The following is a 14,642-nucleotide window of genomic DNA, read 5'->3' as shown; positions in this document are numbered from 1 at the left end:
GAGAACGCGGCAATAAATTGTGAAAGATTGGGCTAGTTTGGGGCGCGTTGCACCAATCTAGAACGAAAAAAACCCGGCGGATGCCGGGGTTAAAGAAGAGTTAACGTCTAAAGAAGTATTTAGAAGTTGTACTGGGCTGCGAACATCAAGCGGTTCGCGTCTTCGCTGTCGCCGCCTTTGGTTTCGGTTTTCCAGTACTGGTATTCAACACCCATCATTACGTTGGTAACCGGCGTCCACATGTAGTTGGCCAGAATGTTGGAGCGAGTCTCTTCATCTGCCGAGGCATCTACATCTAGCTGAGTCATGCCGTAAACGAGGTTCACGCTTCGACCGCTGCCTAGAGCAAGACTTGCGCCGAGGGTTCCGCCTATGCCTGAGACGTTTTCAAGATCCTTGTTAGCGTCAACGTAAGCATCATCTGCTCCGGATAGGTAAAGGTATCCATTGGCTCCGTCAGTGTAGACCACGTTACCCTGGATGGAGAGTGTGTCGGTAGCTTGTAGCTTGGCTGCGCCAAAAACACCGTAGCCGAAAGTTGAGTCATCATCCCCATTTGAATCTTCGTAAGCGGTTTGTTTTACAAGACCCGCAGCAGAGAATGAAAGCGCGTCCGATGAGCCTTCGTAGCGTGCTGTAAAGGCTGGAGTACCGTCTTTCTTGGTACCGCCATCGATTGAGCCTTTTGGATCTTCTGCAGAAACTGAAAGCCCGCCAGTGGTGTAACGCAATTGCGCAGTACGGGCCTGGTACCCGGCCCAGCCGGCAGCGCCGTTAAAGTCGAGAGTTGGCGTGTTGCCGGTAAAGCTACTGAAGTTAGACCAGGTTTGCCCCGCCAAGATGCCGTTGTACTCGCCGAATGCATGACGCAGACGGAAGTTACCACCGCTTGCGAAGTCACCTTCGATAACGACTTTAACGTCCTGCGGAAGCATGGTGCGTACACCGATACGGCTTTGAGCAGCCGAGGCATCGAAGTGCCCCTCGTTATCGGAATCTGAAACTCTGCCGAAATCACCAGCCAGTGTGCTGTTGTCAGCCGCGAGTTGTTCATTAATGTCGTAGGTAGCGGTTAGCCTTGCGTAGCCATATATATCGGCCTTCACATCGCCCGCTTCGATCTCAAAAGCCTGCGCCTGAGAAGCCAATCCCAGCACTGTCAAAGCCGCCGTTGCACGAATCGCCATTCGCAATTTATTGTTCTGCATTGTTGTCTCCACATATTTGTTTTTGTTGGACCAGCACCAACTTAGTAATGTGTGAGTCATATTTCAAACAAAATTTGCAATAGGTAGACAAACGTCTAAGCAAGAGCGAATGCGGGGATCGCACTGTCTCGCAATAGGCTGTTCTTATGCAATCAGAGGCGTATTATGGTGGATTAAACCTGTCACTTAGTAATGCGTCACTGAGAGAAACCCATGAACAAAGAACCCGTATCCCGCGAATTGTTTGACGAAGTAATGGTGCCCAACTATGCCCCCGGAGATATCATTCCGGTGCGAGGTGAAGGCTCCCGCGTTTGGGATCAGGAAGGGCGAGAGTTTTTGGATCTCCAAGGCGGTATTGCGGTGACCAGTCTGGGGCATGCTCATCCGGGGCTGTTGGGTGCGCTACAGGAACAGTCAGAGAAAATCTGGCATCTGTCCAACGTCATGACTAACGAACCCGCGCTGCGGTTGGCGAAAACCTTGTGCGATCACACCTTCGCTGAGCGCGTGTTTTTTGCGAACTCCGGCGCCGAAGCCAACGAGGCAGCCTTCAAGCTGGCCCGTCGCTATGCGTGGGATCACTTCAGCCCGGAAAAGCACGAAATCATTTCCTTCAAGAATGCTTTCCACGGCCGTACCTTGTTTACAGTCAGCGTTGGTGGTCAGCACAAGTATCTGGAAGGTTTTGAACCTGCTCCGGGCGGTATCCACCATGCAGACTTCAATAATTTGGATTCGGTAAAAGCCCTTATCTCTAAAGAAAAAACCTGTGCTGTGGTCATTGAGCCTATTCAGGGCGAAAGCGGTGTCATGCCGGCGGACCCTGAGTTTCTGAAGGGCCTGCGTCAGCTGTGTGACGATAACAATGCACTGCTGATCTTTGATGAAGTGCAAACAGGTGTTGGTCGTACCGGGCATTTGTACGCTTACGAAATGTACGGCGTGGTGCCAGACATTCTGACCAGCGCCAAAGGCTTGGGTGGCGGATTCCCTATTGCGGCTATGCTGACAACCGAGAAGGTGGGAGCCAGCTTGGCGGTGGGGACCCATGGCAGCACATATGGCGGTAACGCATTGGCCTGTGCGGTGGCGCAGAAAGTGATTGATACTGTGAGTCAGCCAGAGATTTTGAAAGGCGTGAACGAACGTTCTGAAAAACTGCGTCGGGGCATGATGGCGATTGGTGAGCGCTATGACGTTTTCTCCGAAGTGCGTGGGGCTGGCTTGTTGCTGGGATGCGTGCTGACCGAACAGTGGCAAGGCCGTGCAAAAGACTTTTTAACCGCCGGGCTGGAAGAGGGCGTGATGGTGCTGATGGCGGGGGCGAACGTTGTGCGTTTGGCTCCGTCGCTCATCATTCCGGAGACAGACATTGATGAGGCGCTTCAGCGTTTCGAAGCTGCTGTGAAAAAGCTGGCGAAATAATAAGAAACCGGTGGCTTGACGCCAGAGCCGCTCACACTCTGAAGTGACAGAGGGAGGGTGCAGTATGCTGATTGTTCGGCCGTTTCAATCCACGGATCTCGACGACCTTTACGCCATGGCCCAGAGTGCTGGCAAGGGGCTAACCACCCTGCCGGCCGACCGAGAATTACTGCAACGCAAAATCGACTGGGCGACAGATTCGTTCAGCAAACGATGCAAACCGGAAGAGGCCCTGTATCTGTTTGCGCTTGAGGATACCGAAACCGGCCGAATGGTTGGCGTCAGTGGCATTGAGGCTCGTGTAGGCCAGGATGAAGTATTCTACAACTACCGTCTGAGCCTTACAGTTAACGCCTCCCGAGAATTGGGTGTGCACGTGCGTACGCCCACCCTTCACCTTTCCAGCGACATGACCGACGCCACTGAAATCTGTTCGCTGTTGCTGGCGGATGACTATAAAGGGGGCGGCAATGGCTTGTTGCTGTCCCGCAGTCGCTTTATGTTTCTGGATGATTTTCGGGAGTTCTTTTCGGACAAAGTGTTTGCTGAAATGCGCGGGGTGTCGGATAAAGATGGGCAAAGCCCCCTTTGGAACGCCTTGGGTAGCAAATTTTTTGATATGGAATTTGTAGAAGCTGACCGGCTATCGGGGTTGGGTAATAAGTCCTTCATTGCCGAACTGATGCCCCAGTACCCGATTTACCTGTCTTTGTTGCCCGATTCCGCCAGAGAAGTCATCAGCCAAGTGCACGATAACACCCGCCCTGCACTCAAAATGCTCGAAGCCGAAGGGTTCAATTTCAATGGATTGGTCGATATCTTCGACGGCGGCCCGGTAGTTGAAGCTTTTTTGCACACCATTCGAACCGTGCGCGACTCTTTGAACCGGGAAGTGGTTGTGGGGGATTCACCCATAGACCTCGATGTACCGGCGGAGCACCGGGTGATGGTGTTCAATCGTTCGTTCGATAACTTCCGGCTGACCACTCTGCCAATGAGCTGCATTGGGCAAGATACCGTAACCATTCCGCAGGCGATGGCTGAAGCTTTGCATCTAAAAAACGGAGATACCGTTCGTTTGGCGCCCCTGAAAGACGGTGGCCTTTCACCCATTCATCTGGAAGACTCGATAGGGGTTAATGATGGCAAAACACGCAGTTGAGGCTAACTTTGACGGGCTTGTAGGCCCAACTCACAATTACGCCGGGCTGTCTTGGGGGAATGTCGCGTCCAAATCGAATGTGAATGCGGAATCCAATCCGAAACAAGCCGCCTTACAGGGCCTGGCAAAAATGAAAGCGCTGGCCGATCGTGGCTATATGCAGGGCGTGTTGCCGCCTCATGAGCGGCCTCACTTGCCTACTTTGCGCGCCCTGGGGTTCGATGGCAGTGACGAGCAGATTCTGCAGGCTGCGGCAAAACAAACTCCGGCCATTTTGGCCGCTGTGTCGTCGGCTTCCACCATGTGGACAGCAAACGCGGCGACGGTTTCGCCCAGTGCCGATACTGCCGATCACCGGGTTCACTTCACGCCAGCCAATCTCAGCGCCAAATTCCACCGCTCTATTGAGCACGAGGTTACTGGTCGGGCTTTGAAGGCTATCTTCCGCGACGAGCAGTACTTTGTTCATCATTCCGCGTTGCCTTCGGTTAGTCACTTCGGCGACGAGGGCGCAGCCAATCATACCCGCCTCTGCAGCCACTACGGAGAGCCGGGCGTTGAGCTGTTCGTATACGGGCAGCACGCGTTTAATCAGCAAGCACCGGCCCCGTTAAAGTACCCGGCGCGCCAAACGCTGGAAGCCTCCCAATCGATCGCCCGGTTGCACGGTTTGTCGAGCCGGAACACGGTGTTCGCCCAGCAAAATCCAGCCGCTATTGATGCCGGCGTGTTTCATAACGATGTGATTGCGGTAGGCAATGGCAATTGCCTGTTTTACCACGAGTTGGCTTTTTTGGACGAGGCCAGGGTGCTGGCTGAGATCCGTGAACGCTTGCGGGGGGGCGAACTGGAAGCGATCAACGTGACCGCAGCGCAGGTGCCACTGGAAGATGCCGTGTCTTCGTATCTGTTTAATAGCCAGTTGTTGAACAGTTCTGACGGCATGTTACTGGTGGTGCCGGGCGAGTGTCGGGAGGTTGTTTCGGTTAGCCGGTATCTGGATGAGTTGGTGGTGTCCGATGGCCCGATTACTTCGGTCGAAGTGATGGATGTGAAACAGTCCATGCGTAATGGCGGGGGGCCTGCGTGTTTGCGTTTACGGGTGGTTCTGAATGATGAAGAACGCCACGCAATCAATCAGGGAGCGGTGCTAACCGACGAACTCTACGCGCGGCTGACAACCTGGGTGGAAACTCATTACCGCGACCGGCTCGTTCAGCAAGACCTCGCAGACCCAAAGCTATTGAATGAAGTCCGACAGGCTTTGGACGAACTCACCGGCATTCTGCAGCTTGGCTCTATCTACGATTTTCAGCGGTAGCACCGGTTTACTGGGTTGCTATCGAGTGTGACAGCATTTCCATGGTGTGCTGGATCAGCGTGTCGGAAGGCATGCTTTCTCCTTCGCACAACATGATCACGCCGTGCAAGGCGCCTCTCAAATAGAGAGCTGTCTGGGTAGGGTCGGTAATACGTTCTTTATTCATGGTGTTGTCTTCCAGGCCTTTCTGGAGGGCGGCCACCATGAGTCCGATCAGTTCATCCCGCGAACAAAGCATTTCTGCTGCCTGGGTTTCATCCACGTCGGCAATCACGGTGGATGCTTTAGTAAGCGCAGCAAAGTACTCCGGTTCCTCTTGGTAGAATTGGTAATAGGCCTCACCCATAGCGCGAATCTGTGCGATGCCGGTGTCGTTGGGGCAATGGGAGGCTTTAAATCGCTCCACCAAATTTTGCCCCGCCCGCTGCATGATCCCCATCTGAATGGCCGCTTTATCTTTAAAGTACACATACAAGAGTGCCCGACTCAGGTTGGCGGTCCGGGCAATGTCGTCCATGGACGTGCGGTCGTAGCCTTTGTCGGAGAAAACGGTTTCGGCCGCATCCAGTATGGCGTCGTATCGTGCCTGTTTTTCCTTTTCTCGGCGTGATTTCAACGGCTCATTCATGGCTTACGGTTTCCTCAGGGCTGGCTGTGCGATGACTAAGTATCGATGAAAACCTATTATTGACAAATTGTCAAAGAGTGACATTATGTCGTCATAATAGGGCTGCTTGTAATTCATGGGTTGGCAAGCCCACCACTAACCATTCAGGGAAAGGGGCTGTCTGTTCATGTCTCCCATAAAACGTTCTCTCCCATTTACCGTTGTTACCCTCGTGCTCGTAATGCTGTCTTTAACGGGGTGTCGTGGCGGGAGCAGTGAAACCGCAGAAAAATCAGCAACGGTATCGGTTCGTGTTGCGGAGGTCACCGGGGGCCAAGTGGAGGAGATTCCGCTGCGTTTCTCCGGCATTGTTCGTGCTGCCCAACGCGCGACTTTGACCTTTCAGGTTAGTGGAACGCTGAAAGAGCGGCCGGTAGAGTTGGGCCAGATGGTGAACCCCGGTGATACCTTAGCCAGGCTGTATAACCCCGCTTTGCAACCGGCTCAGGACTCTGCCAAAGCCAAACTCCAAGAGCTGAAAACCCAGTTCAACCAGGCACAGCGGGAGTGGGAACGTTCCGTTCGCCTGCATAAGCGCGGCGTGGTGTCTGAACAGAGCCTGGAACAGATTGCTGCACGCCGGGATTCGTTGCGAGCGAGCATGGCTACTGCTGAGGCAGCGTTGTCGGAAGCAACCCACCTGTTAGAAGAAAGTGTATTGAAGGCGCCGTTTGCGGGTCAGTTGGAAGCCTTGTTGGTTGAGCGCGATGAATTTGTTTCGGCGGGGCAGCCGGTTATGCGTTTGTCATCACCGCTGGGACGCGAAGTTGAAGTTCGAGTGCCGGCGCATCTACTGAGCCATGTGCGTGTGGGTATGGAATTGCCGGTCTGGCAAGTTCAGGACCGCAACCGGGTTCCTGAGACTGGAACCGTGATTGAAATTGCTCAAGGCAGTTCTATTCGGGGCGAGCTGCATCCTGTGCTAGTTAGTTTGCCCGCGAACTCACTGTCATCCGGAGAACCCGTTGAAGTAGGCATTACGCCGGTACGGGAATCGGCTGTAACCGTGCCGATGCTGGCGGTGGTGCGCGATGCTGCCGGCACCAGCGTTTATCGTGTTAGCGACGGTGTGGCACTTCGGGTACCCGTAAAAGTTGATCGGGTGATTGGTGAGCGAGTGATGGTGCACCCCGGCGAACTTCAGCCCGGTGATCAGGTGGTGTATGCCGGCATGACACGATTGGTGGATGGCGACACCGTGGAGGTGCGCTAATGACGCGTAGTCTTCTTAATTATCAGCGATTGTTGGGTATGGTGGTGACCATGCTTTGCTTGTTGGGGCTCGCTGCGTACAGCACTATGCCCCGACAGGAAGACCCGTCTTTTCCTTATCGCGCTGGTATAATTTCAGTGAATTACCCGGGTGCGAGTGCCGAAGCGGTTGAGCGGCTGGTGTTACGGCCTTTAACCGATGAACTGCGGCAGGTTGAAGAGGTTGATTTCAGTCAAGGCACGGCCCGTACCGGTGTGGCCTTGGCCCGAATTAAGCTGCTGGATCGCATCTACGACACCGATGCAGCGTGGGACCGGGTGCGTCAGGCGATGGAGCGCGCCAAACAGGATTTCCCCGATGGCGTGGGTCAGATGAGCCTTGACGACCGGCTTATTGATATCCCCGCGGTGGTGCTGGCGGTGGGCGGTTCGCCTTCCGTGACCGAACTGTCGAAAGCTGCGGAACGCCTTAAGCAGAACCTCTCAGATATTCCGGGTGTCTCCCGTATCGAGCTTGAAGGCGATGTGGATGAACAAATCACGCTGGCGTTAGACGACGCAGCATTGTTCCGGTTAGGCATTTCCCCACAGAGAGTGTTGCAAACACTGTCTCAGCGTAACCAAACCACGCCCGGGGGGTTTGTGGTGGTGGATGGAAAGCGCTTATCTGTTTTGCCCAACTCCGAATTCAGCGACATCGAAGCCATTCGCGCGACGCCCATCGAATTGCCGGATGGCTCGCAGGTTCCTCTCGCAGCTGCCGCCGAAGTCTGGCGTGGCCCGGTTGAGCCGCGTCAGCCGGAAACCTGGTTTGATGGCGAACGGGTCGTTTTGGTATCCCTCATCATGGAAGAAGGCAACACCGATGCCATTCGCTTTGGGGAGCGAATCCGCAACAGGCTAGATGAGGTTCGCTCGGACTTCGAGCCCTTCGAGCTGAGGGAAATGTTTTTCCAGCCCGACAAGGTGTCAGACCGACTGGATAATCTGGCGTGGAGCCTGGTGCTCTCGGTACTGATAATCGTAGCGGTGGTGTTTACTGGAATGGGCATACGAATGGGCCTGCTGGTGGCCTCTATCCTGCCGATGGTGGCGATGATCAGTGTGGGGCTATACGACCTCGGTGGCGGCGTACTGCACCAGATTGCCGTGATTGGCATGGTGATTTCGCTTGGTATTCTCATCGATAACGCCATCGTGATCGTGGAAAGCATTCAAGGTTATCTGGATGTCGGCATGCGCCGCTTGGATGCGCTTAAGAAAGCGGTTAGTGAATTGGCGGGGCCCCTTGGCGCCTCAACCGGTACCACGCTGGCGGCCTTCGCACCGTTGCTCATGGCTAAAGGGGGGGCTGCCGACTTCACCCGCGGCGTTCCCGTTATGATCATGCTGACGCTGTCCGTCAGCTACCTGCTGGCGATCTCGGCTGTTCCTCTATTGGCGACTCGTTTTCTAAAAGCCCGCAAGAACGTGAGTGAAGACCGGCTGGTTGGCTTTGCTCGTGTTCTCGGCGGTTTGGTCTACCGACATCCGTCCAAGCTGATCCTTTTGGGTACAGTGCTCGTTGCCATCAGCGTGGGTTTGACACCGTTTATGGCTCAGCAATTCTTCCCGAACGCAGACCGACCGCGGGTGATTGTCGAAATGTACATGCCGGAAGGCACCGATCAGGCCCGGACCGCGGAAGTTGCCGAGAACCTGGAACGTGCCATTCGCACCCAGCCCGAAGCGTTGGAAGTGCACCGCTTTGTTGGCTTTACCGGCCCAAGTTTCTACTACAACTTGCAGCGTGCACCGCAATCACCGAACCGGGCTCGCCTGGTGGTGCAAACGCCTACTTTGGCAGACACCACCGACTTGGTTCGAAAGATCCGTAAAGAGGTAGCCCAAAACCTGCCGGAACTGGAAATCTCTGTGGGGATTCTGGGGCAGGGCCCACCACGCACTGCGCCTGTTGACGTGCGTGTTTACCATGCGGATGACGATGTCCGAGTGTTGGCAACCGAACAGATCTATTCGATCCTTCGTGATGTGGAAGGCACTGTAGACGTCCGCCACGATCTGGACATCGGTGTGCCGAGCATCGCCATCAATGTGGACGATGCGACCGCGGCCCGTTATGGCCTGACCCGTGCTGATGTCGCACAAAGCCTTTATGGACAGAGTTTCGGTGCCATGGCAGAACGCTATCGACAGGAAGAAGACCCGATCCCCATCGTGCTTCGCTCGCGTGAGGGTACCTCGTTGTCGTTGTCGCGCTTGTTGTCGGTAAACATCTACAACAACCGTGGTGATGCTATCCCGCTGTCTGCCGTGGCTACAGCTGAAACCACGTGGGAGCCTGCAGCCCGATACCTGCGCAACGGGGTACGGGTGAACGCGGTAGCCGCCAATCTGGAAAAGGGCTACAGCTTTAGCCAGGCGCTCGACGGACTGAACGCAGCACTGGAAGACAGTCCGCTGCCATCCGGAACGCGCCTGGAAATGGGCGGCGATGCCGAGGGCTCAAATGACGCCAACAGCGCGCTGCTCACCGCAGCACCCATTGGCATGCTGTTGTTGCTGTTCTTTTTGCTGCTGCAGTTCAACTCATTCCGCCGTGTGGGCATTATCTTGCTGACCGTGCCCTTGGCGACGGTGGGAATATTCCCCGGCCTGGTGTTTTCGGGCTCGCCCTTTGGTTTTCAGTCGCTTTTGGGAGTGATTGCGTTAGTAGGCATTGTGGTCAACAACGCCATCGTTCTGCTGGACGTGATGGATCGGGAGTTGGAAAAGGGCAGGGCAATCAAAGATGCGGTCAGAACCGCAGTAGAGCGCCGCACCCGGCCAATACTGCTCACTACCGCCACCACAGTGGCCGGATTGCTGCCGCTGGCGCTCTCCAGTTCCACATTATGGCCACCCATGGCATGGGCGATTATCTCCGGCTTGCTGGCCTCTACGGTGCTGACTTTGCTGGTGATCCCGGCCGTGTGCACCAAACTCATCAAATTACCGGTGGCAGAACCCGAGAACGCCCCGGCATGATGACGTCAGGCAGGGTGGCGATCCATTACCCTGCCTGACGCTTATTCCTTGCTCTAACCATTAAACCAACCCGTTGCCCCACCGGAACCTCTCGATTCGGGAATACAATCGCTTCGGCCTCTGCGCCCACACGGTAACAACTCTCACCATCTTCCCAAATTACCGTACCCGGCGGGTACAGGGTAAAATTAGACGCATCATCGGGCACATGAAACCGAAACCCCGGCCCGGTATTCAAAACCTCATGCACCACCTCAAACACTGTCAGTTGTTCCGGGTTTTGAGAGCTTTGCTCGAGTGCACCACAAAGCCGCCGCAGCAACGCGCGTTTAATGCCATGAAAGCGCTGCAAATCATTCTGACCAAACGGCCGTGCCTTCCCTAACTCAATCGTAAAGCTCTCGGCGTTCAGCTGGCTGGAGGAAAAAGAAGAAAGCACCGTAGATTTTTTATGCTGAAGCAACAGCGATCTCACCTCCGCCTCCAACAAAAACGCACACTGCCCCGCCGGAACCGATCGCCCCGCGACAAACGGATACAACGCAAAACGCTCCTGTTTCGACGTCCGAATCGCCGTATGCAAATCGTAATGGCTCAAAGCCAGAGACGCATGCTCTGCGGCAAACGCCCGACAGATTTCCTCGATAAACCGGGCCCGCCTAGCTTCTGGCAAGTCTGCATATTCCGCCTTCTCATGAGCGCCGTTAAATAACCGGTTCATGTTTACATCCAAAAACCGTTTACCGGCTGCCATGGCTGGCGGATTACCGAGAATCAGCAGCAGCGGGCAAGCCAATCGCCACTCGCGTGCGAGCAACCCGGAGACCAGCCCATTCAATACCTCAATCGGTGCCGTCTCGTTACCATGAACTCCCGCTGAAACAATCAAGGCCTCGTGGTTCGGGTTATCCCGTTCAACGGGTGGTGTGAGCCACAGTACGCCGTTGGCGATTCGGGCAACGTGGGTGCCGTCCGCAAGTTGCGAGGTGGTTTCAGGAAGGTTAGAGGAAGCGAATGAAAGGGTGTGCGAAAGCCAGTCGGGAGAAGTGCCGAAAAGGTGCGTGAGCGTGTTCATGAAACCCTCTCCCGTATAGTTTTTGTGATTACCGGAGCGGGCCAAACTTGAGGCCCAGAAACAGGTTCGGGGCTGGGTGTCGGGGTGGTCTTGCCGAGAATTTCGAAGGCCAAGGATGGCCTGAGAGAAGCGCACATGGATGTGCTCGTAGCGGTTCTCGGCAAGACCACCCCGACACCTAGCCTTGCACCAATAGTAAAAGAATTAGGAATTCGCAGGCTTTTGATGCCGCAACAAATGATTTTCCAGTTTACGAAATACAAAAACCAGAATGAACGTCAAAACCAAATAAATCAGCGCCACAAAAATAAACGCATCAAACGGCGCATAAAACCGCGAGTAAATATTCCGCGCCGCCCCGGTAAGATCCACAATCGTAACGATACTTGCGATGGCACTCGCATGAAGCATAAAAATAACCTCATTCGAATACGCCTGCACCGCCCGGCGCGCCGCACTCGGAAGAATAATCCGACGCATCCGCAAGAACCAGTCCATACCGTAAGCCTTCGCCGCTTCAATCTCGCCATTCGGCGTCGACATAATGGCACCGCGAATAATCTCAGTGGTATAGGCCGCCGTATTCAGCGTAAACGCCAGCAGAGCAGGGTAGAGCGGCTCTTTGAAAATCTCCCACCAGAAGGTTTCCTGAATCCCCGGAATCTGCGCCACACCGTAGTAAATAATATACAACTGAATCAGCAGTGGCGTACCGCGAAACAAATAGGTGTACAGCCAAATAGGGCCGGAAACAAACGGATTCTTAACCGTACGAAGAATCGCCAAAGGCACCGCCACAATCAGCCCGATGACCAAAGATAAAAACACCAAGTGCACGGTAGTAACCAGCCCATCCCAGTATTCCATCAGAGTCATGGCGGTGAAAATTTCGTTGGAGTTCAGCCAATCGGCAATAAAATCAGGCATCGCTTAATTCCCCTGAACCACGCCGACGTTGGCTCGTTTATCAAGCCAGCGGATGAATAATTCTGTGATTGCCGTCAAGGTCAAGTACACCGCTGCCACTGGAATAAAGAAATGGAACGGCATCCGCTCTGCTTTTGCTGCTTCCTCAGCCACACGCACCATATCGGTAAGGCCAATGATGGAAACCAGCGCTGTGGTTTTCAGCAGTACTTGCCAGTTGTTCCCGATGCCTGGCAAGGCATGACGCATCATTTGCGGGACCATCACCCGGCGAAACGTATGCCAGCGGGTAAAACCATAAGCCTTAGCGGCTTCGATCTGACCAACGTTCACCGCCAGAAACGCACCGCGGAAGGTCTCCGTCATGTAAGCGCCGAAAATAAGACCGATGGTCACCACGCCAGAGATGAACGGATCAAACTGAAAAAAGAAATCGATTTCCCGGGTTTCCCATAAATAATCTGAAAGCGCATTTACCGCGACCTGACCGCCATAGTAAAACAGCAGCATCATTACCAAATCGGGCACGCCCCGAATCAGAGTGGTGTAAGCGGTGGCAATGCCAGTCAGTACGCGGTTGCCAGAAAGTTTGGCTGAGGCGCCTAGCAGGCCAAGAGTAACCGCCAGTGCCAACGACATAAATGCCAGCTCAATGGTAACCACGGCACCTTCTGCGAGGGCGGGGCCATAACCTTTCAGGTCAAGCATGAGAGAGTCCGGGATGCAGGGAGCAGCCAGCAGGCTGCTCCCGGAGTGGTTTAAATCTTGATGTCGTAGTTGAAGTACTTGGCCATGATGGCGTCGTAGGTGCCGTTCTCTTTCAGAGTCTTAAGAGCGGCGTTGATCTCTTTTGCCAGCTCGGCGTCACGCTTACGCATGGCAACACCAACACCTTCACCCAGCTTCACAGGCTCACCGACTTCTTTGTAGCCGTCGCGGTTCAGAATGGTTTGTTCGCCAACCGGGTAGTCCACAAAGGCCACATCAATACGCTGACCTTCCAGGTCCAGAACCATGTCCTCAGCGGTGGTGTAACGTTTGATGGTTACGGCGCTGTGCATGTTCTCTGTTACGTATGTGTCCATGGTGGTGCCGCGCTGAACGCCAACGGTTTTACCGTCCATGGCTTCCAGGTCGGTAACGTCAGTGTTGAATGACTCAGGACCGAACCAGCCGCCCGGAGTGATGTAGTACGGGTCTGAGAACAGTATGCGCTTGGCGCGCTCTTCTGTAATCGACATGGAAGACATGATCAGATCAAACTTGCGGGCGATCAGGCCAGGAATCATGCCGTCCCATGCTTGAATCACGAATTCGCAATTGGCTTCCAGCTCTTTGCACATGGCGCTGGCGAGTTCTACTTCAAAACCGGTCAGCTCGCCGTTGTCGTCTTTGTATTCAAACGGCTCATAAGGCACGTCAAACGCAATCCGTAGATCCTGGGCCTGTGCGCCGCTCGCAAACATGGCCATGGCGCAACTTGCTGCAATCAATAATTTTTTCATGTGTCACTTCTCCACTCGTTTGCCATTCAGGCTTTATTTTTTATGGAAGTTTTTCAATCCAGTTCCGATTTCAAGATAGCACCGGTGTTCAGAACTTGGGAGCAAGAAATTGTTGCATACGTTCAGATTCCGGATGATCAAACACCTTTTCCGGTGAACCTTGCTCTTCAATCACGCCTTGATGCAAAAACAGGACCTGACTCGACACATCCCTTGCAAACGCCATTTCGTGAGTCACCACGATCATGGTTCGGCCTTCCTCGGCCAAGCTCTGCATTACTTTTAAAACTTCACCCACCAACTCTGGGTCCAGCGCAGAAGTAGGCTCGTCAAATAGCATCACCTCTGGCTCCATCGCCAGCGCCCGGGCGATGGCAGCTCGTTGCTGCTGGCCGCCCGACATCTGCGCAGGGTAGTAATCTTTGCGCTCGTAAATGCCGACTTTGTTCAGATACGCTTCGGCGCGTTCGATGGCTTCTTTTCTGGGTACTTTTAGAACATGAACGGGGGCTTCGATGATGTTCTCCAGCACCGTCATGTGTGACCACAAGTTGAAGCCTTGGAAAACCATCGACAGACGCGCACGAATAAGTTCCACCTGACGATTACTGGCGGGTATTCGTTCGCCTTTGCGGTTGTGTTTGAACTGAACAGGGTCGCCGTGAACGATAATGTCGCCGGAGGTCGGCGTTTCCAGCAAGTTGATGCAGCGCAAGAAGGTGCTCTTGCCAGAGCCGGAGCTGCCAATCAGAGACACGACATCGCCTTTACGGGTTTCAAGAGAAATGCCCTTGAGAACTTCGAGGTCGTTAAAGGTTTTGTGAATGTCCCTGCAAATCAGAGGCGCTGCATCCGCCATGGGGTGACTCCTGGGGGCTGTCGTTCAAAGGCGCATGTTTTACGGACTGTCGCCGCGGAAATCAACACCATTTTGTTGGATTTTGGTGAAAGTGGGGGCAATAACGTGTCGTACATTTTGGCGGTTTCATTCATCAATGCAAGTGTTTTGACTTGGGGTGGCGTATGTATCCCGGTCTTGGGCTTTGGTCGGCTTGTGCCCGAACAGGATTCGGCTACTGTTTAGGCTAGCGTGAATAACAAATAAAGAGC

Annotated in this window: 12 protein-coding genes; 5 read left to right on the top strand and 7 right to left on the bottom strand. The window is 54.3% G+C overall.

The genetic code is table 11. The features are described from left to right. Window positions 1-119: 119 nt before the first annotated feature. On the bottom strand, window positions 120-1,208 hold the full coding sequence (locus tag K5L82_RS11565; RefSeq protein WP_223134258.1) for a DcaP family trimeric outer membrane transporter: 1,089 nt from the start codon (window positions 1,206-1,208) through the stop codon (window positions 120-122). Window positions 1,209-1,421: 213 nt separating this feature from the next. On the opposite strand from K5L82_RS11565, the gene K5L82_RS11560 reads away from it, so the two are divergent. From K5L82_RS11560 to astB, 3 genes are all read left to right on the top strand, one after another. Then, a complete protein-coding gene (locus K5L82_RS11560) occupies window positions 1,422-2,636 on the top strand; it encodes an aspartate aminotransferase family protein (RefSeq protein ID WP_223134257.1) in 1,215 nt (404 codons plus the stop codon). A 64-nt stretch (window positions 2,637-2,700) separates the two neighbouring features. Continuing rightward, the gene (gene astA / locus K5L82_RS11555; RefSeq protein ID WP_223134256.1) at window positions 2,701-3,798 is read left to right on the top strand and encodes an arginine N-succinyltransferase; all 1,098 of its coding nucleotides are present in this window, start codon (window positions 2,701-2,703) and stop codon (window positions 3,796-3,798) included. After that, on the top strand, window positions 3,779-5,119 hold the full coding sequence (gene astB / locus K5L82_RS11550; protein ID WP_223134255.1) for an N-succinylarginine dihydrolase: 1,341 nt from the start codon (window positions 3,779-3,781) through the stop codon (window positions 5,117-5,119). Before astA ends, astB begins: the two co-directional genes overlap by 20 nt. Before the next feature lie 7 nt (window positions 5,120-5,126). Here astB and K5L82_RS11545 read toward each other — a convergent pair whose 3' ends face one another. After that, a complete protein-coding gene (locus tag K5L82_RS11545; protein ID WP_223134254.1) occupies window positions 5,127-5,747 on the bottom strand; it encodes a TetR/AcrR family transcriptional regulator in 621 nt (206 codons plus the stop codon). 166 nt (window positions 5,748-5,913) lie between these two features. On the opposite strand from K5L82_RS11545, the gene K5L82_RS11540 reads away from it, so the two are divergent. Together K5L82_RS11540 and K5L82_RS11535 are read left to right on the top strand one after the other, a co-directional pair. Further along, window positions 5,914-6,999: an efflux RND transporter periplasmic adaptor subunit gene (locus K5L82_RS11540; RefSeq protein WP_223134253.1), complete on the top strand. Its 1,086-nt coding sequence runs from the start codon at window positions 5,914-5,916 to the stop codon at window positions 6,997-6,999. After that, the gene (locus K5L82_RS11535) at window positions 6,999-10,025 is read left to right on the top strand and encodes an efflux RND transporter permease subunit (RefSeq protein ID WP_223134252.1); all 3,027 of its coding nucleotides are present in this window, start codon (window positions 6,999-7,001) and stop codon (window positions 10,023-10,025) included. The genes K5L82_RS11540 and K5L82_RS11535 overlap by 1 nt, the downstream gene beginning before the upstream one ends. Window positions 10,026-10,050: 25 nt before the next feature. Here the strand turns inward: K5L82_RS11535 and K5L82_RS11530 are convergent, their stop codons facing one another. From K5L82_RS11530 to K5L82_RS11510, 5 genes are all read right to left on the bottom strand, one after another. Further along, complete coding sequence (locus K5L82_RS11530) at window positions 10,051-11,100, bottom strand: succinylglutamate desuccinylase (protein WP_223134251.1); 1,050 nt, start codon at window positions 11,098-11,100, stop codon at window positions 10,051-10,053. 204 nt (window positions 11,101-11,304) lie between these two features. Further along, window positions 11,305-12,027, bottom strand: coding sequence for an ABC transporter permease (locus K5L82_RS11525; RefSeq protein ID WP_133007468.1), 723 nt, complete (start codon window positions 12,025-12,027; stop codon window positions 11,305-11,307). A 3-nt stretch (window positions 12,028-12,030) separates the two neighbouring features. Further along, window positions 12,031-12,735 carry an ABC transporter permease gene (locus K5L82_RS11520; protein WP_223134250.1) on the bottom strand — a complete coding sequence of 235 codons (705 nt, stop codon included), beginning with the start codon at window positions 12,733-12,735 and terminating at the stop codon, window positions 12,031-12,033. Window positions 12,736-12,785: 50 nt separating this feature from the next. Then, window positions 12,786-13,532, bottom strand: coding sequence for a transporter substrate-binding domain-containing protein (locus K5L82_RS11515; RefSeq protein WP_133007470.1), 747 nt, complete (start codon window positions 13,530-13,532; stop codon window positions 12,786-12,788). A gap of 88 nt (window positions 13,533-13,620) precedes the next feature. After that, on the bottom strand, window positions 13,621-14,391 hold the full coding sequence (locus K5L82_RS11510) for an ABC transporter ATP-binding protein (RefSeq protein WP_133007471.1): 771 nt from the start codon (window positions 14,389-14,391) through the stop codon (window positions 13,621-13,623). Window positions 14,392-14,642 lie beyond the last annotated feature (251 nt).

This window comes from Marinobacter sp. AL4B (genome assembly GCF_019916045.1).
Lineage (GTDB): Bacteria > Pseudomonadota > Gammaproteobacteria > Pseudomonadales > Oleiphilaceae > Marinobacter.
The sequence above is the reverse complement of the archived record's forward strand: the minus strand, read 5'-3'. Positions and strand labels throughout refer to the sequence as shown.

Coding starts and splice junctions, on each gene's coding strand:
- K5L82_RS11565 (WP_223134258.1), bottom strand. CDS start 1,208: ATGCAGAACAATAAATTGCGAATGGCGATTCGTGCAACGGCGGCTTTG.
- K5L82_RS11560 (WP_223134257.1), top strand. CDS start 1,422: ATGAACAAAGAACCCGTATCCCGCGAATTGTTTGACGAAGTAATGGTG.
- astA (WP_223134256.1), top strand. CDS start 2,701: ATGCTGATTGTTCGGCCGTTTCAATCCACGGATCTCGACGACCTTTAC.
- astB (WP_223134255.1), top strand. CDS start 3,779: ATGGCAAAACACGCAGTTGAGGCTAACTTTGACGGGCTTGTAGGCCCA.
- K5L82_RS11545 (WP_223134254.1), bottom strand. CDS start 5,747: ATGAATGAGCCGTTGAAATCACGCCGAGAAAAGGAAAAACAGGCACGA.
- K5L82_RS11540 (WP_223134253.1), top strand. CDS start 5,914: ATGTCTCCCATAAAACGTTCTCTCCCATTTACCGTTGTTACCCTCGTG.
- K5L82_RS11535 (WP_223134252.1), top strand. CDS start 6,999: ATGACGCGTAGTCTTCTTAATTATCAGCGATTGTTGGGTATGGTGGTG.
- K5L82_RS11530 (WP_223134251.1), bottom strand. CDS start 11,100: ATGAACACGCTCACGCACCTTTTCGGCACTTCTCCCGACTGGCTTTCG.
- K5L82_RS11525 (WP_133007468.1), bottom strand. CDS start 12,027: ATGCCTGATTTTATTGCCGATTGGCTGAACTCCAACGAAATTTTCACC.
- K5L82_RS11520 (WP_223134250.1), bottom strand. CDS start 12,735: ATGCTTGACCTGAAAGGTTATGGCCCCGCCCTCGCAGAAGGTGCCGTG.
- K5L82_RS11515 (WP_133007470.1), bottom strand. CDS start 13,532: ATGAAAAAATTATTGATTGCAGCAAGTTGCGCCATGGCCATGTTTGCG.
- K5L82_RS11510 (WP_133007471.1), bottom strand. CDS start 14,391: ATGGCGGATGCAGCGCCTCTGATTTGCAGGGACATTCACAAAACCTTT.